This window comes from Nonomuraea sp. NBC_00507, from assembly GCF_036013525.1.
In the GTDB taxonomy this organism is placed as follows: Bacteria; Actinomycetota; Actinomycetes; order Streptosporangiales; family Streptosporangiaceae; genus Nonomuraea.
This window is the reverse complement of the sequence record NZ_CP107853.1, coordinates 2,535,689-2,554,269: the sequence shown is the minus strand read 5'-3', so window position 1 is coordinate 2,554,269 and position 18,581 is coordinate 2,535,689. Positions and strand designations below refer to the sequence as shown.

At 70.1% G+C, this 18,581-nt stretch carries 19 protein-coding genes and 2 pseudogenes; 11 read left to right on the top strand and 10 right to left on the bottom strand.

Annotation, left to right across the window (positions count from 1 at the left end; all coding sequences use genetic code 11):
* Positions 1–158: 158 nt before the first annotated feature.
* Genes OHA25_RS12930 through OHA25_RS12925 form a run of 3 tightly spaced genes read right to left on the bottom strand, consistent with a single transcriptional unit; the run spans position 159 to position 3,278 of the window.
* On the bottom strand, positions 159–254 hold the full coding sequence (locus OHA25_RS12930) for a type II toxin-antitoxin system VapC family toxin (protein WP_327587788.1): 96 nt from the start codon (positions 252–254) through the stop codon (positions 159–161).
* Positions 251–574 carry a type II toxin-antitoxin system VapB family antitoxin gene (locus OHA25_RS61270; protein WP_442942104.1) on the bottom strand — a complete coding sequence of 108 codons (324 nt, stop codon included), beginning with the start codon at positions 572–574 and terminating at the stop codon, positions 251–253. The genes OHA25_RS12930 and OHA25_RS61270 overlap by 4 nt, the downstream gene beginning before the upstream one ends.
* Positions 567–3,278: a SpoIIE family protein phosphatase gene (locus OHA25_RS12925; RefSeq protein ID WP_327587787.1), complete on the bottom strand. Its 2,712-nt coding sequence runs from the start codon at positions 3,276–3,278 to the stop codon at positions 567–569. Before OHA25_RS12925 ends, OHA25_RS61270 begins: the two co-directional genes overlap by 8 nt.
* A 271-nt stretch (positions 3,279–3,549) precedes the next feature.
* Between OHA25_RS12925 and OHA25_RS61265 the strand changes: the two are divergent.
* The 8 genes and pseudogenes from OHA25_RS61265 to OHA25_RS12895 all read left to right on the top strand — a co-directional run.
* Positions 3,550–3,915: pseudogene (locus tag OHA25_RS61265) on the top strand (ATP-binding cassette domain-containing protein); the annotation flags it as partial.
* Between the two features lie 94 nt (positions 3,916–4,009).
* Positions 4,010–4,066, top strand: a pseudogene (locus tag OHA25_RS61260) (hypothetical protein); the annotation flags it as partial.
* A gap of 77 nt (positions 4,067–4,143) precedes the next feature.
* The gene (locus tag OHA25_RS61255; RefSeq protein ID WP_442942182.1) at positions 4,144–4,308 is read left to right on the top strand and encodes a response regulator transcription factor; all 165 of its coding nucleotides are present in this window, start codon (positions 4,144–4,146) and stop codon (positions 4,306–4,308) included.
* A gap of 111 nt (positions 4,309–4,419) precedes the next feature.
* Positions 4,420–6,291, top strand: a complete 1,872-nt coding sequence (locus OHA25_RS12915; RefSeq protein ID WP_327587786.1) for a hypothetical protein — start codon at positions 4,420–4,422, stop codon at positions 6,289–6,291.
* Entirely contained in the window at positions 6,288–7,688 is a 1,401-nt protein-coding gene (locus OHA25_RS12910; protein WP_327587785.1) for an extracellular solute-binding protein, read from the top strand. The genes OHA25_RS12915 and OHA25_RS12910 overlap by 4 nt, the downstream gene beginning before the upstream one ends.
* Positions 7,689–7,805: 117 nt before the next feature.
* Positions 7,806–8,402 carry an LGFP repeat-containing protein gene (locus tag OHA25_RS12905; protein ID WP_327587784.1) on the top strand — a complete coding sequence of 199 codons (597 nt, stop codon included), beginning with the start codon at positions 7,806–7,808 and terminating at the stop codon, positions 8,400–8,402.
* Positions 8,403–8,437: 35 nt separating this feature from the next.
* Positions 8,438–8,962 (top strand): hypothetical protein, encoded by a 525-nt coding sequence (locus OHA25_RS12900; protein WP_327587783.1) that lies wholly within the window; start codon positions 8,438–8,440, stop codon positions 8,960–8,962.
* Positions 8,963–9,062: 100 nt separating this feature from the next.
* Positions 9,063–10,601 (top strand): serine/threonine protein kinase, encoded by a 1,539-nt coding sequence (locus tag OHA25_RS12895; RefSeq protein ID WP_327587782.1) that lies wholly within the window; start codon positions 9,063–9,065, stop codon positions 10,599–10,601.
* 4 nt (positions 10,602–10,605) lie between these two features.
* Here OHA25_RS12895 and OHA25_RS12890 read toward each other — a convergent pair whose 3' ends face one another.
* The 3 genes from OHA25_RS12890 to OHA25_RS12880 form a co-directional block, all read right to left on the bottom strand.
* Positions 10,606–11,517: a hypothetical protein gene (locus OHA25_RS12890; RefSeq protein WP_327587781.1), complete on the bottom strand. Its 912-nt coding sequence runs from the start codon at positions 11,515–11,517 to the stop codon at positions 10,606–10,608.
* 85 nt (positions 11,518–11,602) lie between these two features.
* Positions 11,603–12,403, bottom strand: a complete 801-nt coding sequence (locus OHA25_RS12885) for a DUF429 domain-containing protein (protein ID WP_327587780.1) — start codon at positions 12,401–12,403, stop codon at positions 11,603–11,605.
* 71 nt (positions 12,404–12,474) lie between these two features.
* A complete protein-coding gene (locus OHA25_RS12880; RefSeq protein ID WP_327587779.1) occupies positions 12,475–13,134 on the bottom strand; it encodes a maleylpyruvate isomerase family mycothiol-dependent enzyme in 660 nt (219 codons plus the stop codon).
* A gap of 124 nt (positions 13,135–13,258) precedes the next feature.
* Between OHA25_RS12880 and OHA25_RS12875 the strand changes: the two genes are divergently transcribed.
* Positions 13,259–13,642 carry a nuclear transport factor 2 family protein gene (locus OHA25_RS12875; RefSeq protein WP_327587778.1) on the top strand — a complete coding sequence of 128 codons (384 nt, stop codon included), beginning with the start codon at positions 13,259–13,261 and terminating at the stop codon, positions 13,640–13,642.
* 6 nt (positions 13,643–13,648) lie between these two features.
* Here the strand turns inward: OHA25_RS12875 and OHA25_RS12870 are convergent, their stop codons facing one another.
* From OHA25_RS12870 to OHA25_RS12860, 3 genes are read right to left on the bottom strand one after another with little or no spacing between them, the layout of a single operon-like run.
* Positions 13,649–14,389 carry a class I SAM-dependent DNA methyltransferase gene (locus tag OHA25_RS12870; protein ID WP_327590972.1) on the bottom strand — a complete coding sequence of 247 codons (741 nt, stop codon included), beginning with the start codon at positions 14,387–14,389 and terminating at the stop codon, positions 13,649–13,651.
* 48 nt (positions 14,390–14,437) lie between these two features.
* A complete protein-coding gene (locus tag OHA25_RS12865; RefSeq protein WP_327587777.1) occupies positions 14,438–15,151 on the bottom strand; it encodes a hypothetical protein in 714 nt (237 codons plus the stop codon).
* Between the two features lie 51 nt (positions 15,152–15,202).
* Positions 15,203–15,607 carry a hypothetical protein gene (locus OHA25_RS12860; protein ID WP_327587776.1) on the bottom strand — a complete coding sequence of 135 codons (405 nt, stop codon included), beginning with the start codon at positions 15,605–15,607 and terminating at the stop codon, positions 15,203–15,205.
* A 199-nt stretch (positions 15,608–15,806) separates the two neighbouring features.
* Here OHA25_RS12860 and OHA25_RS12855 point away from each other — a divergent pair, with 199 nt between their 5' ends.
* Together OHA25_RS12855 and OHA25_RS12850 are read left to right on the top strand one after the other, a co-directional pair.
* Complete coding sequence (locus OHA25_RS12855; protein ID WP_327587775.1) at positions 15,807–16,952, top strand: sensor histidine kinase; 1,146 nt, start codon at positions 15,807–15,809, stop codon at positions 16,950–16,952.
* Positions 16,953–16,961: 9 nt separating this feature from the next.
* Positions 16,962–17,198 (top strand): hypothetical protein, encoded by a 237-nt coding sequence (locus tag OHA25_RS12850; protein ID WP_327587774.1) that lies wholly within the window; start codon positions 16,962–16,964, stop codon positions 17,196–17,198.
* 102 nt (positions 17,199–17,300) lie between these two features.
* Here OHA25_RS12850 and OHA25_RS12845 read toward each other — a convergent pair whose 3' ends face one another.
* On the bottom strand, positions 17,301–18,536 hold the full coding sequence (locus OHA25_RS12845; RefSeq protein WP_327587773.1) for an FAD-dependent oxidoreductase: 1,236 nt from the start codon (positions 18,534–18,536) through the stop codon (positions 17,301–17,303).
* Positions 18,537–18,581 lie beyond the last annotated feature (45 nt).

The window sequence follows — 18,581 nt, the reverse complement described above, 5'->3', positions numbered from 1 at the left end:
CAACACCGAAGCCGCGATCGCCCGCAGCCGGCTGAAGCGATCAACGGCTCGATGGCTCTTCCGGCTTCAGCACCAGGTCTAGGTCCGTTTCTGGAAAGTCGTCTCCTTCGCACAGCAGCGGCAGACCAGAAACCTTGCTGACGGCGTAGCTCAGGCAGTCAGCCGAAGTTCAAGCCGAAGTTCAAGGACGCGGGATGGCGGCCCTTGCCGTAGCGCAGGAAGGCGTCCACCGCCACCTGCCAATGGCCGGTCACGCCCAGCCATTGACAACCTGGGGCCAGGCTTGGTCGTGAAGGAACCGCCGGAGCCGTTCTTCCCGGCGGCCGCGCCGCGCTGCCTGAAGCCGCACTTTGCGTTCCCGCAGCGCCACGCGCACCGCGTGAGTCTTGCTCTCATGCGCCAGCGCGGCCACTTCCCCGGCGAGCCGCTCGGTGGGACGAGTATGGCTACCTGCGGGTCGAGTACAAGAGGCTTCGAAAGCCTGGCCGACCTGCCCGGCGCACTCCTTCGGGCTACATCCGGAACAGGTGCGCGGGGAAGCGCTCTGGACGTGCAAAGGCGGTGGCTCACTCATCGTCCAGCAGGTCGAACAGGTCCAGGCCGGCCCCTTCGGGGAGCAGGTCAGGCGTTGGGCACGTGAGAGGTTGTTCGGTCCAGATGCATTTGCCGGTGGCGGTGAAGCGGGTGCCCCAGCGATGAGCGATCGCGGAGACCAGTTGGAGCCCGCGTCCGCCCTCGTCGGTTTCGGCGGCGCGGCGGATGCGGGGGGTGGTCTGGCTGCCGTCGGAGACCTCGCAGGTGAGCACGTTGCTGCGGAGCAGGCGCAGGTTGATGGGGCCCTTGGCGTGGCGGATGACGTTGCCGACCAGTTCGCTGGCCAGGAGTTCGGTGGTCATCGACAGGTCGTCCAGATGCCACGTGCCGAGCTGGGTCCGGACGTGTTCGCGGGCCTCGCCCGCGGCCTTGGGGTGATCGGGCAGCGGCCAGGAGGCCATGTCGTCGCCCGACAGCGCGTGGGTTCGGACGACCAGCAGGGCGGCGTCGTCGGCGGTCCCCCGCCTGACGGGCAGCAGGGTAGCGATGAGGGTGTCGCACAGGGATTCGAGGTATTCAGCCCCCGTCGTGTCCGGCGCGGCGGAGTGATCCCGGCGCCCGTACGGACCTCTTGAGATCGTGCTGCTGAGCGCCCTGGAGAGGCTGGCCATGCCCTGGTCGATGTCGAGGGAGGACGACTCGACCAGGCCGTCGGTGTACAGCACCAGCAGACTGCCGTCGGGCAGGTCCAGCTCCACGGTGTCGAAGGGCGGGGTGGCGGCGCCGAGGGGCGAGTTCGGGTCGGCGTCGGGGAAGTGCACGCTGCCGTCGGGATGCACCACGGCGGGCGGGGGATGGCCGGCGCGGGCCAGGACACAGGACCGGTTCGTGGGGTCGTAGACCATGTACAGGCAGGTGGCGTAGAACTCGTCGCCGAGGTCGCTGACCAGGTCGTTGAGGTGGGCGAGCAGTTCGTCGGGAGACAGCTCCAGGTCGGCCAGGGTGCGGACCGCGGTGCGCAGGCGGCCCATGGTGACCGCCTCCGACACGCCGTGCCCCATGACGTCGCCGATGACAATGGCGACCCGGTTCGCCGACAGCGGGATCACGTCGTACCAGTCGCCACCCACCTCCATCTCCGCGCCGGCGGGCAGGTAGCGGGCCGCGGAGGTGACTGCCGGCAGGTCGGGCAGTTCGCGCGGGAGCAGGCCGCGTTGCAGTTCCTTGGCGCGGTTGTGTTCCCTGTCGTACAGGCGGGCGCGCTCCATGGCCTGGGCGACCAGCCCGCTGAGCGCGGTGAGCAGGTTGCGCTCCTCGTCGGTGAACTGGCGCGGATCGGTGAAGGAGACGACACAGCTGCCCACCGGGCGTCCCGAGGCGATCAGCGGCAGGAAGGCCCACGCTTGCTTGCCTCCCGACGCCAGAAGGCCGGCCGTCGTGGGGTAACTCTCGATGTACTCCTCGACCGAGGTGATGAACAGCGGCGTACGCTCCCGCAGAACCCCCGTGATCGGTAGTCCCCAGGAGGCCGGCATCCGGGCCACCTGGTCGATGAACTCCTTCGGAAACCCGGCGAACCCAACCGGCCGCAGGTGGTCGCCCTCCAGGAAGGCGAGCATCAGTCCAGTGGCGCCGAACAACGGCAGGATGTGATTGGCGGCCGCGTCCACCACGTCGCGAACCGTGACCGCCTCGGCCAGCGCCCTGGTCAGCTGCCTGATGTGGGAGGCCCGCTCCGCGGAAGCGCGCTCGGCGTCATGAGTCTGCGGTTCGGTGACCAGCTCCAGGGTCTCATGGGTCTTGGTGACGTCCCACAGGGTGCCGGCCATGCGTGCCGGTTCGCCGTTCTCATCGAGCACCAATTGGCCGCGGACCCGCACCCAGCCGGTCGTCCCGTCCGGGCGGCACACCCGATATTCGGTGCTGTGCATTCTCCCCGTACGGATCGCCTCGTCGATGTCGGACAGCACCCACGGCAGATCCTCGGGGTGGATGGCGCCCGTCCAGGTATCGATGCGGCCATCGAAGCCATCCCGATCGACGCCGAGCACAGTGAACATCTCATCGTTGAAGATGACATCACCCGTCCAAATGTCCCAATCCCACGTGCCGACCCCCTGCAGGTCCGGCTGGAGATCCGAGCCGGTGGGCGGGTCCTGCCACCCCGTGAGGGTCAAACCGGGCGGAGGTGCGGTGCACCTGTTCAGGCGTTCGCCGGCCCATCGGCCCAGCGTGTCGAGGAAGGCTCGTTGCCCGGCCGACGGGCCGCGCGAGGAGAGCGTCACGACCGACAGCGTGCCGACCGGCCCGCCGGGGCGGAGCAGCGGGACGGCCGCCATCGCCGTGCTTACCGCGGCTTCGGCCCTGTCCGGGCGTCCGCCCGCCGACGCGCCATGGTCGGGCATCCCCTCGAGATTCGCCATGGGCACCCGCACGAACGCGCTGTCCCGGAACGCGCGAGCCGGGGCGAGCGGGCCGTTTCCGTCAAGGCGCTCCCACTCTTGGGTAAAGGCCGGGGGTAGCCCGCTGGACACCACCAGGCGCAGTCCGCCGCCGTAGCCGGGGCTGCCGAGATGCACCATGCCGCCCAGTCCGGCAAGATCGGCCACCGCCTGCTGGATCGCGAACCGCAGGAGCTCGATCCCCCGCAGCTCGTCACCGGCCACCGCCAGGAACCGTTTCCGCTTCTCGGAAACCTGGTCCGGCCGCCTGATCCGCAGACCTGGCGCACGCCGTTCGCCCATCCCCATCTCCATCCCTTCAGCACGTCACCGGGGTCTCCGTCAGGGGCAAGTGCGATCCTGCGGAGCCCGGGCTTCGGGACGCGTCTGCGGCACTAATCCGGGAGGAATCTGCATGTATAGGGGGATATGTACAGAGTACAACTACCCGAACACACACTTCATCGCGCCGGACGCCATACCGTCCCCCGGGGAACACACCTGACATTCGTCACATCGGGCACGCTGACGCACGGCACTACAGCCGCCGCCCTCCCTCAGCCAGCCTGGACGCATGGAAATCGCGCTGGAACTCAAGGCCGTCAGCAAGCGCTACGGCACCACCATCGCGCTCGACGGCGTGGACCTGGACGTAGCACAAGGGCAGACGGTCGCCGTGCTGGGGCCCAACGGGGCGGGCAAAACGACCATGCTGTCCATCGCCCTGGGCCTGCTCTCCCCTGGCGAGGGAACGGCCAGGGTGTTCGGGCGCCCGCCCACCGAGGCGCTCCAACGAGGTGAGGTCGGGGCGTTGCTGCAGGATGCCGGGCTGCTGGACGACGTGCGGGTGGCGGAGCTGGTGACCGCGGTGGCCGGGATGTACCCGCACCCGATGCCGGTCGAGCGGGTGATGCGGGCCGCGGGCGTACAGGACCTCGAGGGGCGGCGGGTCGGGCGGCTGTCGGGTGGGCAGCAGCAGCGGGTGCGGTTCGCTCTGGCAACACGACCCCGACGTCGTCCTGCTCGACATCGAGATGCCGGGCCTGTCGGGCCTGGAGGTCGCCGAACGTCTGCGCGACCGAAGGGTGATCATCGTGACCACGTTCGGCAGGCCCGGCTACCTCAACAGGGCGCTGGAGGCGGGCGTGGCCGGGAGCGGGAGGCCGAGGTGCTGCGCGCCGCCTCCGACGGCTCGACCGTGGCCGACATCGCCGGCCGGCTGTTCCTCACCGACGGCACCGTACGCAACTACCTGTCCTCGGCCATCGGCAAGACCGGCGCCCGCAACCGCGCCGAGGCCGTCCGCGTCGCCGAGTCCCGCGGCTGGTTGTGACCGGTGACGAACCAGTAGCGGACGATACGGACCTATCGGCTAACAGCCGCACCCGTCTGTGAAGGGAATTAAGCTCAAAGTGATCCCGATCACATGGGGGCAGCCCTTCACATGAGCGATCCCGATCACAACAAGGCACCCGGGCCGAGGACGAATCAGCCGAACATTCGCACCTCGGTGAAGGAGGCGCTGATCAGCGCCCTGGCCACCGCCATCGTGGGCGTGGTGCTCCTGCCGTGGATCAACCTGTTCCGCACGCTGCCCCTCTACATGCAGTTGTGGCTGCCCGTGGGCTTCGGGATCGCCACTGCGGCCCTGCTGTACGTTCCGGCGTTACGCGGCATCTACGAGAGGTATGCGAAGCAGATCCGGTTGGGCCTGTTGGTGTTGGCCGGGGCGGGATTGGCCACCGGGGGCTGGCTGGTGTTCCACGCGCTCACCGCGGACGACCAGTGCCCGGCGTCGGCCGAGCTCCGGCTGGTCACCGCACCGGAGAACGTCACCGAGCTCACCACGCGCACGCAGCAGTACATGCGGGAGAACCGGATCGAGGGCTGCCCGTCGATCCGGTGGACCGTGGCGGTCGCGCCGCCTCCCGTCCACCTCGCCGACGCCTTCACCAACGGGTGGGAGTGGCGGGAGGACCGCCGCGACCAGCCGTACGCCCGGCTGTACGCCCTGCAGCCCGACGCCTGGGTCGCCACCTCGCCGGCCGAAGTGGAGGAGCTCAGGATGGGCGGGCTCAAGTCGCTGGGCGCCAGCGCGTCGGAGGTACGCGTGGGTCAGGATCAGCTCGTCCTGGCGATGACCGAGCAGCGGCGCGAGGAACTGGGCAAACACATGGACGATCCGGCCCAATACCCGTTCGACAAGGTCTGGGACACCTTGACCAAGAAGATGGGCATGACGATCGCGCGTCCCTTCCCCGAGACCTCCATGGCCGCGATGATCGGCACCAGCGACGTGTTCGGCGGCCGCAACCTGGACGACGCCGACTACGCTCAGGCCGAGCAGGAGCTCGTGGAGAACGGGCTCGGCGCGGACACGGTCACCTCGCTGTTGTGCGAGTTCGGCGAGCTCGCCGACGAGTCCCGGCAGCAGCGGGGCGACCCCAAGATCGCGCTGCTCGTGCCGGGACACAGCGTGGAGGACTTCAACGCCGGCCGCGTCGACGGCTGCGCGGGCACGGGCGCGAGCACCCACCTCATCGCGGTGCGTCATCGCGACCTGAGCAAGCTCGACTATCAGTACGTCAAGGTGACCTGGCACGGCCAGCGCTCGGCCGAACGGGAGAGGCTGGTCGACGACTTCGGCGCCTGGCTGGGGAAACACCCGCTCTACCCCAACGCGCCGGTGCCCGCCGAGGGCACGGTCGACGAAGAAGAGCTCAAGGACGTGAAAAAGCGGCTGTTGGACCAGCTGCGCCCGCAGCTCGACCTGCGACTGATCGTCGACACCTCGGGATCGGCGGACCGTCCGGTACGCGTCCAGGCCGCCGAGGCGCTGCGCGCCAACAGCAGAATGCTCGGGCCACGCGATCGTCTCCAGGTGTTCGGCCTGCACGCGCAGAGCAGGAACGGGCCTGCCGAGGTGACCGGCATCGCCCCCAGGAGCGGCCCTGAGCACCTCGGCACCGTGGCCGCGAAGATCGAGCACACTCCGTTCGACAAGTGGGATGCCCCCGCCTCGGCCGGCCTCGCCCAGCTCGGCGCGGGCGACGAGGCGGTGCCCGCGCCCGTGGTGCTGCTGACCGACGGCCGGCTGTTCGACAACGAGGGCGGCGGCCAGGCGGCTACGGTGATCGCCGGGGCGCTCGAGGACGCTTCCACTGTGTCGGGCCTGTACGTGGTGGTCTTCGGGCAGGATCGGTGCGCCGTGACCACGTTGCCGGGTACGCGGAAGCCGTACCAGTGCGTGACGGCGGGCGCCGGCGCGCAACAGGCGATCACCCGGGCCATCATCACGGTACGGGGGTGGCGATGACCGCGCCGCTGAGGAAGCACGGCCTCTTGGCGCTCGTCTGCGGGGCCGCGCTGATGCTGCTGCTCCTGCTGTGGCAGTCCAGCGGCGCGGACGGACCGCCGCAGCCGGCCCCGCCGTCGGCCGCGCTCAGCCCGCCCCCTGTGCCCTCGACGCCTCAGGAAGAATGCGGCGGCCACGACGGCGAGCTGGTCGTCGCCACGGGCGACGACGTCAGCACGGGCAGCGTACGGCGCGAGATCTTCGACGAGTGGAACAACAAGGACAAGCCTGCCGGAGACCCGCCGGCCAAGCTGCTGGAGATCTCCGGCAGCACTGACGTGCGGCGCGCCCAGATGGCGGCGCTGGCCCAGGCCGGCAGCTGCGAGTACGACGTGCTCGTGCTCGACGTGGCGTGGGTGACCGAGTTCGCCAGGCACGGTTACATCCAGCCGATCGAGCTGAGCGATGAGGGAGACCGCTTCCTGACCGGCCCGCTGGAGGCCGGGCAGATCGACGGGGAGCAGTACGGCGTTCCGTTCGCCGCCGACGCGCCCCTGGAGTACCGCCGGCTGGACCGGCAATCCGGCGGTTATCTGCTTCAACTGGACGACAACGAGATGGGCACGATCAACTTCCTGGAAATGATCGAGCTTGGCGGCGGAAAGGTGCTCGACGGCGACGACAGGACCACGGTGGCCCTCGACGACGACCGCGACGACACCTGGGAGGCGCTGAAGCCGTCCAAGCACGTGTTGTCCAGTACGGATGAGAGCGTCGCCGTTCTGCGCGAATCGCTCCAGATGGACGAGGATCGCAGCGTCGTGGCCTTCAAGGAGGGCAGGATCGGCGAGCAGCCGGTGTCCTACATGCGCAACTGGCCGATCGCGTTCCATCAGCTGGCGTCGGACCCGCGCATGCGTGGATCGGACCTGAGGCTGTTGTTCGACGTACGCGCGCCTACGGCGGAGGGCGGCGTGCTCGGCGGCTCGGTGCTGGCCGTCTCCCAGCACATCAAGCCGGACAAGCTGCGCGCGGCGCAGCGGCTGATCGACCGGCTCACCAGCCAGGAGGTGCAGGCCCGGCTGTTCGCCTGCGGCGGATACAGCCCCGTCCTGACCGAGGTGTACGAGAAGTACGAGGCAGGCCGTGGGCCCGCGTGCGCGCGCCAGACCGGCACGGACATCACCAGCGCGAGCCTGCCCGAGCTCGCCACGCTGGCCTCGGAGACCAGGAAGTCCATCGGACTGGCTCACCCGCGGCCGAAGTCGCCCTACTATGCCCAGTTCAGCGAGATCTTCCGCCGCTGCGCACGCGGCGTCTGGGAGAACAGGGTGACGGAGGAGGCGTTCTTCTCCTCCGTCGGCGCGCTGGAGGCTGCGTTGAACGGCAGAGTGCCCGACGACCGGCCGCCCTGTTGAGCGCTGAATGAGCAGGCGGCTCTCAAGCCGCCGTCAAGTTCCGGAATCCCGGGTGAAAGTGGCCTGCCTTACACAAGTGGTGTCCCACAAAGCCTCTCGTGAAAAGGACACCCCCCCATGGGCCGCACAGCTTCCCGTTCACTCACCGGTCTGGCCGCGGCCGTGGCGACGGCCGCCGTCTGTCTGGCCGCCCCGCAGGCCGCATCCGCCAGTAGCGCGTGCGACCCGTCGCTGGTGGCCCCCCAAGGCAGCCTCATCGGCGGCCTGTGGCGCTCCAACGGGGGCGAGACGAGCGTGTTCGGCTGCCCGACCACCAAGGAGTTCGGCTACGCCGACAAGAAGGGCTCCTGGCAGCGCTTCCGCAACGGCAAGATCGTCTGGTCGCCGAACCTCGGCGGCGGCACCCTGGTCCGCGTCTTCCAGAAGGGCCAGAACATCGTCTTCAAGTGGAGCGGCCTGGGCCGTGACTGGGACTACTTCAACGTCCGCTGGAGCAAGGACGGCGGCAACGCCACCCAGGTCCAGGTCGGCCGGCTGACCCCGTGGAGCGGCCAGTACCTGATGGCCCCGTACGTCCAGGGCGGCGTCGGCACCACGACCAACGGCCACGAGGTCAACAAGTTCGTCTTCATCGTCCAGGGCTGCGACAAGACCACCTTCGGCTCCGACTGCGGCCCGTGGAGCATTCCGACCTCCATCAGCCTCGCTCACTGACCCCGGCCTGACAGACCTCTAGCAAGGAGACCTCGATGAACAACGGCTCACGTGCCCTGATCGGGCTCACTGCGGCGGCGCTCCTGACGATGGCCGCGTTACCCGCCGCCTCCGCCACGGCCGCCACGTCCGACGCCGGTTCCCAGCAGGCGCGGCCGGTCACCGCCGCGCCGGCCACCTGGGGCCCGTACTACTCTCCCGGCGCCAAGCGGGCCAAGGCACTCGGCAAGATCACCGCGACCGGCGAGGACCACGCGGTCATCCCGTCCGCCGCCACGCTGACCGTCTCCGGCCAGGTCTCCGACATGACCCGCGGCTCCACCTGCGGGTGGGCGGTCTTCGGTATCGCCACCGTCAACTCGGCCGGCAACAAGGTGAGCTGGAAGCAACACCACGTCCGCACCTGCGCCTACCGCACGCCGAAGACGTTCTCCTTCACCCACCACCGGGTGTACCAGGTCGAGCTGAAGGTCTGCGCCGAAGGCCGGGCGGCCCGACCGTCCATCCAGTGCACCGCCGGCAACCCCGCGTGGAAGACCATCTACATCTCCCCGCACTAACAGCCGGGAGGACCTCACCACTTGTCACCACAATCTGGCATGATCCTGGAGAATCACGGAGTGCCGGTGGCAGCCCGCCCCAACGTGCGTGGAGGAGTTCATGCCCGCTGGCCCGCTGGAGCCAGGAGACCCCCGTGTACTCGGAGCGTTCCAGGTCGTCGCACGCCTGGGCGAGGGCGGGCAGGGGATCGTCTACGAGGGGCGGAGCCCGTCCGGCGAGCGGGTTGCGATCAAGGTCCTCAAAGGGGGCGCCGATCCTGACACCCGCCGCCGGCTGGCCAGAGAGCTGGAGTCGGCCCGCCGGGTGGCCCCCTTCTGCACGGCCCGCGTGCTCGAAGCCGAGCCCGACCGGCCGGCTCCGTACGTCGTGAGCGAGTTCGTGGCGGGCCCGTCGCTGCAGGAGCGGGTACGCGCGGGCGGCCCCCTGCGCGACGGCGACCTCGAGCGACTGGCGGTCGGCACGGCCTGCGCCCTCGCGGCCATCCACGGCGCCGGGGTCGTTCATCGGGACTTCAAACCCGCCAACGTGCTGCTCGGTCCGGACGGACCACGGGTGGTCGACTTCGGCATCGCCCGGCCCCTCGACGCCGCCACGGCGCCCTCGACGATGTCGGGCACCCCGCCGTACATGGCGCCCGAGCAGCTCAAGGGAGAGCACGGATCGCCCGCGGCCGACGTCTTCGCCTGGGCCGCGACCATGGTCTACGCCGCGACCGGCCGGGCGCCGTTCGGCAGCGACACCGTTGCCGCCGTCTTCCACCGCATTCTCAGCCAGGAACCCGACCTTTCGGGCATTCCGCAGAGCCTGCGCGGGACCCTGGCCGCCTGCCTGTCGAAGGATCCCCGGACCCGCCCCACTGCTCGGTCGCTCCTGATCCGCCTGGTCGACCCCGGGGCCCCTACCGTCACGGTTCCCGACGTCGGACCGGTCCCCAGCGCGTACGTCCCGCCGAACTGGCCCGCCCCGGGCCCGACCCACGTGCTCCCGACCGAGCCTGCACCCCGCCCGGTCCCCCTTCCCGCAGACGGATCGACGGTGCCGGCTCTTGGCGACGCCGGCATCTCGGGGCAGGACACCTCCTCCGCGCCGCCGTACGGCGAACCGATCACCCGGCGGAGGATGCGGCCGGCCGTGCCGTTGATCGCCATCACCGTGGCGGCGCTCGCGACGGCCGGTGTGCTGTACGCGAGTGGGACGATCGGCGGCTCGGCCGCCGGCGACGGGGTGACGACGGTGCGGGAGCCGACCTCCGGGGCGACCTCGACGTCGTCCCCGAAGCCGGCCTCTGGATCGACTACAGCAGCGCCCCCCGCCGGGACGGGCGGAATCCCCCAAGCCTTCGACGGGACCTGGACGGGACGGGTCGTCTCAGAGGACGACCGCAAGAAGGGCGTCGAGGTCACGATCACCCTGACGGGCGGGCAGAGCACCGGGACGTGGGCGGACGGCGACTGCCAGCAGCAGGCCACGCTGACCCGGGTCAGGAGCGGCACCGTGCTCGAGATGACCGTGGCTCAGCGGGATCAATGCGTGGGCGGGGACATGACCCTCACGCTGAAGGGTTCCGGGACTCTAGACCTCGTGCGGCAGGAGGGCGCGGGCTCGCTGGCATACCGCGGGAGCCTGCGCCGCTCCTGACCGTTCAGCCGGCGCGCGCGATCTGGAAGGAGTACGCCCCGGTCTTCGCCTCGCCCGACTTGACGACCAGCGCATAGCGCCCGTCTCCGCCCGAGAGCGGGATGTCGAGTTCGTAGCCGCACAGCGGGATAGGCTGCCGGGCGTTGGCGACGCTCTTCTCGGCGGCGTCGTACAGTTCCAGCTGGATGGCCGTGCATGCCCCCGCGCCCCCGAGGATCTTGATGGCTGTGGCTCCGTCCGCCTCGAACTCGAAGCGGTCGATCCGTCCGGGGACGTCCAGCCGCCCGGCCCCGGCGGGGCTGCCCTCACCGACCTTCAGGCCGATCGCCACGGGAAACGTCCTGACCTTGACGGTCGCGACCCGGAAGCTGTACGTCCCTATGACGTTCGTATTCCCCCAGACCTCCAGCCGGTGCCCGCCTGCCTTGGTCAGCTTGAAGATGGAGGTGCCGAAGCTCAGCGCGATGCTCGACGGGCCCAACGGCTCGCCGTCGACTTCGGAGAACACCTGTAACTGGATGTCGTCACCCTGCATGTCGGTGACGTAGAACTCCTTGGCATCGCCCAAGTCCAGGGTGAACGTGTCCTTCTGCCCCGCGCGGGTCAGCTCGGCCGAGACCGTACTGCCGTCGGCCAGGACGCCTCCCGGCTCGACCGCCGCCAGGGCCTGGTCGTTCTGGCCGGTCTCGGCCTGGGCCGGCGCGGTGTCAGCCGTTGCGGGCGCGCTCTCGGTCTGAGCGGGTGCGCTCTCTCTGGGCGCGGCGGTCGCGCTGCTGGTTACGGGCGCGGGAGCGGTGTCAGCGCCCCTTGTCCCACCGCCGACGAGACCGCATCCCGCGAGTGCCACCAGTGAGAGAACGAGGACAGCGCCGTAACGGCCCGGTGCGACTCGGCGCACCACAGGGAGATTCGTCATGTCAGCCATTCTTCGGAGCGCGCTTTCAAGCCGATTGCCCGCAACTATCCCCGCTCCGGAAGGCCGGGGCCTGAGTACCCCCTACTCAGGCCCGCCCGGGATCCGGCTCAGCAGTGCTTGCCCATCGACATGCGCTTTCCTCTGTCATGAGGCGGTTCAGGGGTGTGGTGGGCAGGGCGATCCAGCCCTCCGTACCGGCCGCTTCGGCCTGCTCCGCTGCCGGCACGGTCACGAGGCCGAGGGCTGATGCGCGGGCGGCCAGCGCGGAGATGACGGCGTCGGTGGCGTCGTCCGAGGCCCGGCAGAGCGACTCGTACGCGCCCAGATCCAGCCACGGCGCCACCTCCAGCAACCGATCCACCAACCGGCCCAGCTCACCGAGGTTGGCGGCGCGTTTGTAACCCCGATACGGCAACCCCCACTGCTTCAGGCAAGCCGCCGGATACACCTCCACCACCACCCCAGCACCTCGCCGATCCACCGGCCGCCCCCGCCGCGCGAGCTCGGCCAGCACAGCGGCACACCGCATGGTGGCGTGCCCGATGCGGTCGGCCGACACGCTCAGCGGCGTCAGCCCCGTCTGCTCGTGCACCACCTGGTCGGTGACCCGCAGCGCCAGATCCCGCCGCCAGGCTCGGCCGACCAGCCCTTCCGGGACTCGAACGTGCCCGTTGCGGTGCGCGGTGACGAACTCGACGAACCGGTCCGGCCAGCCGAGCGGGCAGTCGATTCCCGCCTTGCCGGCGTCCATCACCGCGTCGACGATCAGCGCGTCGTCCGCCCCGACCTCCACCCGGGCGAGCCGGGCGCGGCCGGCCGCCCAGTCGAGCCAGGCCACCGCGGTCCGCACCGCCTCCGCGGCGAGATCGATCCCGACCGTCACCATTCCCCCACCTTAGGAGGGATCCCCCGGGCCCCGAGAGCAGCTTCCCGCTGGAACACCCCCACCGCTCTTGGTCACGGGGTTCCGCAGCGGTCGCGCAGGGTGGTGACGCCGGGCTCGTCGAGTTCGCCGCAGTATGCCGCGCGCCCCGTCATCGCCATCGTCAGCGCCAGCGTGCTGCCGGTGACGAGCGGGCCGGAGCCGGTGCTGAAGGGCCCATCGTTCGCGACGAGGTGGAGGCCCCGGATGCGGCCCTTGGCGACGACGACCATGTCGGAGCGGCTGTAGTAGCCGGCCACCAGGGTGAGCGTCTCGATCGGATGGGCGCGGCGAATGCCCAGCGGTCGGCGGATGTCCTCGCCGTGCACGATCGTCTCGCCCAGCATCGCCATGGTCGGCAGGGGCGGCTTGGTGGTGCTGGTGATGACCTGGCGGAACCTGTCGAGCGTGTCGGCCGGGGACGTGCCGAGCTGCTCGGCCAACCGCATGGCCACCTGTTTGTCGAAGTCGAACCGGCAGCGGATGACACCCGCCAGCCACCGTACGCCGTTGAGGCGCGCCCCGGCGGTGAGGTGGGCGAGTACCTCGCGCACCGTCAGCCCTTCGCACAGGGAGGGCGTCGTCCACTGCTCTTCGGTCAGATCCGCGAGGTCGGCCGCCAAGGCCGCGCGCTCGGCGTGGACCAGCGGCCAGAGGCCGGTACGGCGACTCAGGGGTGATTTCGGGGCCGTCATGGCAGGGTTCCTCCCGGCAAGGGTCCACACGATCGATCGTTCACGGGTAGGACGGCCCTCATGGGGCAGAATCGTCGCTCGCGAGCGAGATCAACTGTCGGTGCTCGGTTATAGGGTCCGGCGCGTGGACGAGACATCGAGAACCCGAAGCGCCGTGCACGCCTACTTTGAGCGCGTCGAGCGGCGTGATTGGGAAGGCTTCGGCGCCCTGCTGGCCGAGGACGTGGTCTATGAGATGCCCCAGAGTCGCGAACGGATCCGCGGGAAGGCGACCTACCTCCAGTTCAACAGGGAATATCCCGGCGATTGGCACCTTCAGGTTCGGCGCGTCGTCGCCGATGGCCGCCATGCGGCGGCGTGGGTCGACGCGCGCGTCGGCGCCGAGCACCAGGATGCGTGCGTGTGGTTCGAGCTCTCCGGCCAGGGCCTGATCAGCCGGATCACTGACTACTGGCCGGAGCCGTATGATCCGCCGCCTGGTCGCGAGCACCTTGTGGAGCGCTGGTAAGACCTTCTAGTCCGGCGGAAGGCGGTAGACGGACACGTGGGACCGCGACTCGGCGGTGAACTCGGCTCCGGCCCAGTCGGCATGCCTGCTCTCCAGCTCGAACCCGGCCAGCTCAGCCATGAGGTCCAGCTCGGCCGGCCAGATGTAGCGGTGCGGGCTGCGGAAAAGCCGAGCCTGCCGGCTCTCGTCGAACCTGAAGTGGTGCGAGACCACATGCTGCCGCAGAACGTCGTAGGTGTCCAAGCCGATGTAGCCGGGCTCGGAATGCCAGACCGTGGCCTGCTGTCCCGGCGGGAGTTTACGCAGCTCAGGCACCCAGAGCTCGATCACGAACCGCCCGCCGGGCGTGAGATGGCGGGCGGCGTTGCGGAAGCACGCGACCTGCTCGGCCTGGGTGAGCAGGTTGGAGATCGTGTTGAAGACGAGGTAGACGAGCGAGTATTCCCCCGGGGCGACGGCGGTCGCCATGTCACCGGCGATCACTGGGATGGTCGCTTCGTCCACCTTCGTGCGCAGCTGGTCGATCATCGGAGATGACAGCTCGATGCCGGTTACCGGCACTCCTCGCTCGGCGAGCGGCACGGCCACGCGGCCGGTCCCGATGGCGAACTCGAGCGCCCGTCCGTCGCCCGCGAGCTCGGCGAGACGATCCACGGTCGGCTCCAGGACTTCGGGCGCGAACATGCCGGCCCCCGGAGTGTCATAGCCCTGAGCGGCCTCGCTGTCCCAGATCTCCTCCTGACGCATGCTGCCCACGATGGTCGTGAGGTGCACGCGTTGTCCAACGGTTTTCGGTCAGACGACGGCGATGGCGGGGGCCACACGTGCGGACCCGATGCCGCGGTCCGGCTTGCCGAGCCGGAAACGTACCTTGCCCTTCAGCACGGTGCCGGACTCGGCCAGGCCATCAGTGAGACCTTCGCCGGGGAACAGGGTGAACGTCCACCTTGGGTTGGATTCGCAGTCCGGCAGGTCGCGGCCGCCTTGCAGGACCCTGGCTCCCCACAGCTGACGGATCATCAGTGCCCTGGTGTCGACGCCGGCGACCGTGAAGGCCGCCGCCGGGCCGGCCACGATGTGGTGGTGACTGCCCAGGGAGGGCCCGTAGACGCTGGTCACGGTGGCCACCATGGTCCACGGCGCGCCATTCCGCACGCCGAGGACTCCCGCGGGTAGCCGGTCGTCGAACACGTCATCCACGGGCGTGCCGAGTTGGTCCGCTCTGACGTCGGCGGTCATCGGCCGCCGCGTGTCCAGCTTGCCCGGGTCCGGCACCAGCAGGATTCCGTACGTCGTCTCGTCGGCGAAGCGCGCCGAGGCGAAGTGGTCGCGCAGCGCGAGCACCGCCTCCTCAGCGGCGTCCCACAGCTCGCTGGGGAAGGCCGTCGCCAGGTAGCCCGGCGTCACCGCCGGCAGCCCGGCCTGCGCCACCGCTTCGGCGACCGACGGGCATCGAGCCCATCCGGACTCGGCCAGCCTCACGATCTGCTCGTCCTTGAACGACATCACTCACCCAAGACTGCCGCACAGCTGAACCCTGCGCCTAGAGGAGCGGGTGGGTCACGCGGCGGCGCGGGCGCGCTGGAAGATGCGCACGCCGGCCACCCCAAGGGGCAGGAACAGCAGGGCGAAGACGGTGCCCACCACGTACGTCATGCTGACCGGGATGGCGTCGAGAGGGAGTTGCTGCCCGGTGACCATCCGCCACCAGTCGTCCCGTACCGCACCGGACACGTTCAGGAGGCCCAGCGCGGTGGCCAGCACGCCGAACACCGTGAGCCAGCGGCCCTTGCGGCCGCGGACCAGTCCGGGCACCGCGAGCGCGCCGAGTGCGCCGGCGATCAGGCCGTAGTGCAGCAGGATCGCCGACAGCTCCGTCAGGAAGCTGTCACGGGCCAGCGAGGTGATGTAGTCGGCAGCCGACTCCGAGGCCTGGGGCGGGCAGGTCATCATGCCGGCGAACATCAGCAGCGGGCTGCTGATCAGGGCGGCGCCGCCTCCGCCGCGGCCCCCTCGGGCGCGTCAGTCGTTTCGCACCGTGATCGGTCCCCGCTTCGATGGACCACGGCCGAGCCGGGTCCGCTGAACGGCGGATGCTCTGGCCTGCGGAGGTCCGCCATCTGGGGGAGTCGGCCGATGGCGTGCCTGGTTACCATCGGTTTCCATGACGATGACCCGGCTGAGGGACGTCCGCCTCATCCCGCTGGTGTTCGGGCCGCTGATCGGTTTCCTGGCCGTGCTGGAGACCCAGCTGGACGACTTCTTCGGCGCCAGCGCCGGCGCCACGTGGGTGTCGGGTGTCCTGCTGGGTGCTGGGGTGGTGGTCGCGGCCTGGCATCCGCTGGCCGGCACGGTCATGGCGGCCGCCTGCCTGCCGATCCCCGTGGTCGTCTTAGACGCGCCGGGAGTCGGTGGCGCGGCGATGATCGGCATGATCGGGGTGGTGGCGTGGGCCGGCTGGCGTGAGCCACCCCAGCGCTCGCTGGCGGCGTTCGGCGCCGCGGCCGTGGCTTTCACGAGCGCGTCGATGGCCGCCGGCCTGTCGTTGTGGGAGTTGTTCTTCGTTCCGGCGATCCTGCTGCCCGGCTGGTGCATGGGGCTGCTCGCCCGGCGCAGCGGGGAGCGGGCGGCCGAGCTCGCCGAGCTGGCCGCCGCTCTCGACGCCGAACGCGAGGCGAACGCCCAGGCGGCGGTCGCGCAGGAGCGTACGCGCATCGCCCGGGAGGTGCACGACGCGGTCGCGCACTCGGTCAGCGTGATGACCCTCCAGCTGGGCGGCCTGCGCAGGGTGCTCGCCGGCCGCCCGGCCGAGCAGGAGGTCGTGGCCGGGCTGGAGCGGCTCGGGAGGCAGACGGTGGAGGAGATGCGCGGCCTGGTGGGCATCCTGCGCGAGCACGTCGACGGCGAGCACCCAGCGCCGGTGCCGTCACTGGCCCGCGTCGGCGAGCTGATCGCGGATGTCCGCGCCGCCGGTCTGAAGGTGACTCTGGACTCCCCCGCCGAGCCGCCGCAACTTCCGCCGGTCCTCGACCTCACCGCCTACCGGGTGCTCCAGGAAGCCCTGACGAACGTCTTGCGGCACGCCGGCGAGGTGCCGACCGCGGTCACCATCGGCTACACCGACCAGGCCGTCACGCTCGAGGTACGCAACGAGCCCGGGCGGGCGGCGCAGGCGGCGAGGCGCGGTGGCCACGGCCTGGTGGGCATGCGTGAACGGCTCGCGATGGTGCAGGGAAGCCTGCACACCAGTGTCGAGCCGGACGGTGGGTTCGCGGTGCGCGCCCGGTTCCCCATCCCCCGCACACGGTAGGAAAAGCGCATGACCATCTCCATGGCGCTCGTCGACGACGAGGCGATGATCCGCGTGGGCCTGCGGCTGGTGCTCAGCGGCGAACCCGACATCGAGGTCGTCGGCGAGGCGGCCGACGGCGTCGAGGCCCTCGACCTGGTCGCGCTACGCGCCGGAGTCAGCGGCTTCCTGCTGAAGGTCGCCCCGCCCGAGCACCTGGTCGAGGCAGTCAGCACGCGCTCACCAACCGGGAGACCGACGTGCTGAAGCTGCTGGCCCAGGGTCGCACTCGTGTCCAGGCGGTCGTCTTCGCGTACGAGAGCGGCCTCGTCCGTCCTGGGGAGCAGGACCGATCCTGAGCCGTTCAGCTCAGCCGGACCTGCGGGCGAAGGCCGGTGCATGTTCCGGACGGGGTCCGAAGCCGACCATCCGGGGAGGAATCTTGCGGAAGCCCGGGAACGCGCGAATGAGGAAGAGGAGGGACTTCGGCGGCCCGGACCGTTTGCCGGTGAACTGCGCCTCGAAGAAGCCCCGTTGCACCAGCCGCTGCAGACCCTGAATGATCACGGTCGGGAGGTGCCTGCGCCGTTGCACGGCCGCCAGGTCCTTGAGAGTGACCGCGTGCCGGCGCAGGGGGTCGGCCAGGATGGCAGCGGCGGCCACCGCGTCCTGGACGGCCAGATTGATGCCTACCCCGCCGGCGGGCGACATGGCGTGCGCGGCGTCGCCGATGAGCAGCAGCCCGTCGAGGTGCCAGCGCTTGAGCCGGTTGAGCTTGACGTCGAGCACGAAGACCTCGTCCATGCTCTCCAGCCGGTCCACCCGGTCGGCGAAGTCCGGCCGCAGGTGGGCGATGCGCTCGCGGAACCGCTCCACGCCCTCGGCCCGCAGCCGCGCGTCGGAGCCTTTGGCGGTGAGGTACGCCAGCTGGTAGTAGTCCTCGCGGGTCAGAGCGATCAGCGCCTCCGCCCCCCGCGCGACCGGCGTGATGCCGGCCGGCACGCCCGCCTCGTGCTCGAACCTGGGCAGGCGGAACCACCAGACGTCGAAGGGCACGTGAAACTCCTTGGGCACGAGACCCGCGTCCCGCCGCAGCGTGGAGTGCCTGCCGTCGCACGCGACCGTCAGCTCGGCGCGGATCTCCCCTTCCCGGCCGTCCGCCGTGCGATAGCTGACCCCGACGACCTTGCCGCGCTCCCTCAGCAGCCCGGTCGCCGCCGTGTTCATGCGCAGGGCGAAGCCGGGCTCCTCGCCGGCCGCCTTGGCGAGGAAGGAGAGCAGGTCCCACTGGGGCACCATCGCGATGTAGTTGTACGGCGCCGGCAGCGACTCGAAGTCTCCCAAGGTGACGATGCTCCCGTCGGCGACGGGGAACGCCACCCTGGTCAGACGGCTCTGCGGCAGAGCACGGAAGGCCTCGCCGAGGCCGAGCTCGTCCATGAGCCGGACCGTGGACGGGTGCACGGTGTCACCCCGGAAGTCGCGCAGGAAGTCGCCGTGCTTCTCCAGCACGGTGACCTCAATGCCTGCCCTGGCCAGCAGGAGGCCCAGCATCATGCCCGCCGGGCCGCCGCCACACACCAGGACACCTGTGCTTTCAGCCATCATGACCGTCCCTTTCGTGCACGGACCCCCTGCCCACTAGCATGC

Coding starts and splice junctions, on each gene's coding strand:
- OHA25_RS12895 (WP_327587782.1), top strand. CDS start 9,063: ATGCCCGCTGGCCCGCTGGAGCCAGGAGACCCCCGTGTACTCGGAGCG.
- OHA25_RS12860 (WP_327587776.1), bottom strand. CDS start 15,607: ATGTTCGCCGGCATGATGACCTGCCCGCCCCAGGCCTCGGAGTCGGCT.
- OHA25_RS12880 (WP_327587779.1), bottom strand. CDS start 13,134: ATGACGGCCCCGAAATCACCCCTGAGTCGCCGTACCGGCCTCTGGCCG.
- OHA25_RS12905 (WP_327587784.1), top strand. CDS start 7,806: ATGGGCCGCACAGCTTCCCGTTCACTCACCGGTCTGGCCGCGGCCGTG.
- OHA25_RS12845 (WP_327587773.1), bottom strand. CDS start 18,536: ATGGCTGAAAGCACAGGTGTCCTGGTGTGTGGCGGCGGCCCGGCGGGC.
- OHA25_RS12910 (WP_327587785.1), top strand. CDS start 6,288: ATGACCGCGCCGCTGAGGAAGCACGGCCTCTTGGCGCTCGTCTGCGGG.
- OHA25_RS12900 (WP_327587783.1), top strand. CDS start 8,438: ATGAACAACGGCTCACGTGCCCTGATCGGGCTCACTGCGGCGGCGCTC.
- OHA25_RS12890 (WP_327587781.1), bottom strand. CDS start 11,517: ATGACGAATCTCCCTGTGGTGCGCCGAGTCGCACCGGGCCGTTACGGC.
- OHA25_RS12855 (WP_327587775.1), top strand. CDS start 15,807: ATGACGATGACCCGGCTGAGGGACGTCCGCCTCATCCCGCTGGTGTTC.
- OHA25_RS12885 (WP_327587780.1), bottom strand. CDS start 12,403: ATGGTGACGGTCGGGATCGATCTCGCCGCGGAGGCGGTGCGGACCGCG.
- OHA25_RS12915 (WP_327587786.1), top strand. CDS start 4,420: ATGAGCGATCCCGATCACAACAAGGCACCCGGGCCGAGGACGAATCAG.
- OHA25_RS61270 (WP_442942104.1), bottom strand. CDS start 574: ATGAGTGAGCCACCGCCTTTGCACGTCCAGAGCGCTTCCCCGCGCACC.
- OHA25_RS12850 (WP_327587774.1), top strand. CDS start 16,962: ATGACCATCTCCATGGCGCTCGTCGACGACGAGGCGATGATCCGCGTG.
- OHA25_RS12925 (WP_327587787.1), bottom strand. CDS start 3,278: ATGGGCGAACGGCGTGCGCCAGGTCTGCGGATCAGGCGGCCGGACCAG.
- OHA25_RS12870 (WP_327590972.1), bottom strand. CDS start 14,389: ATGCGTCAGGAGGAGATCTGGGACAGCGAGGCCGCTCAGGGCTATGAC.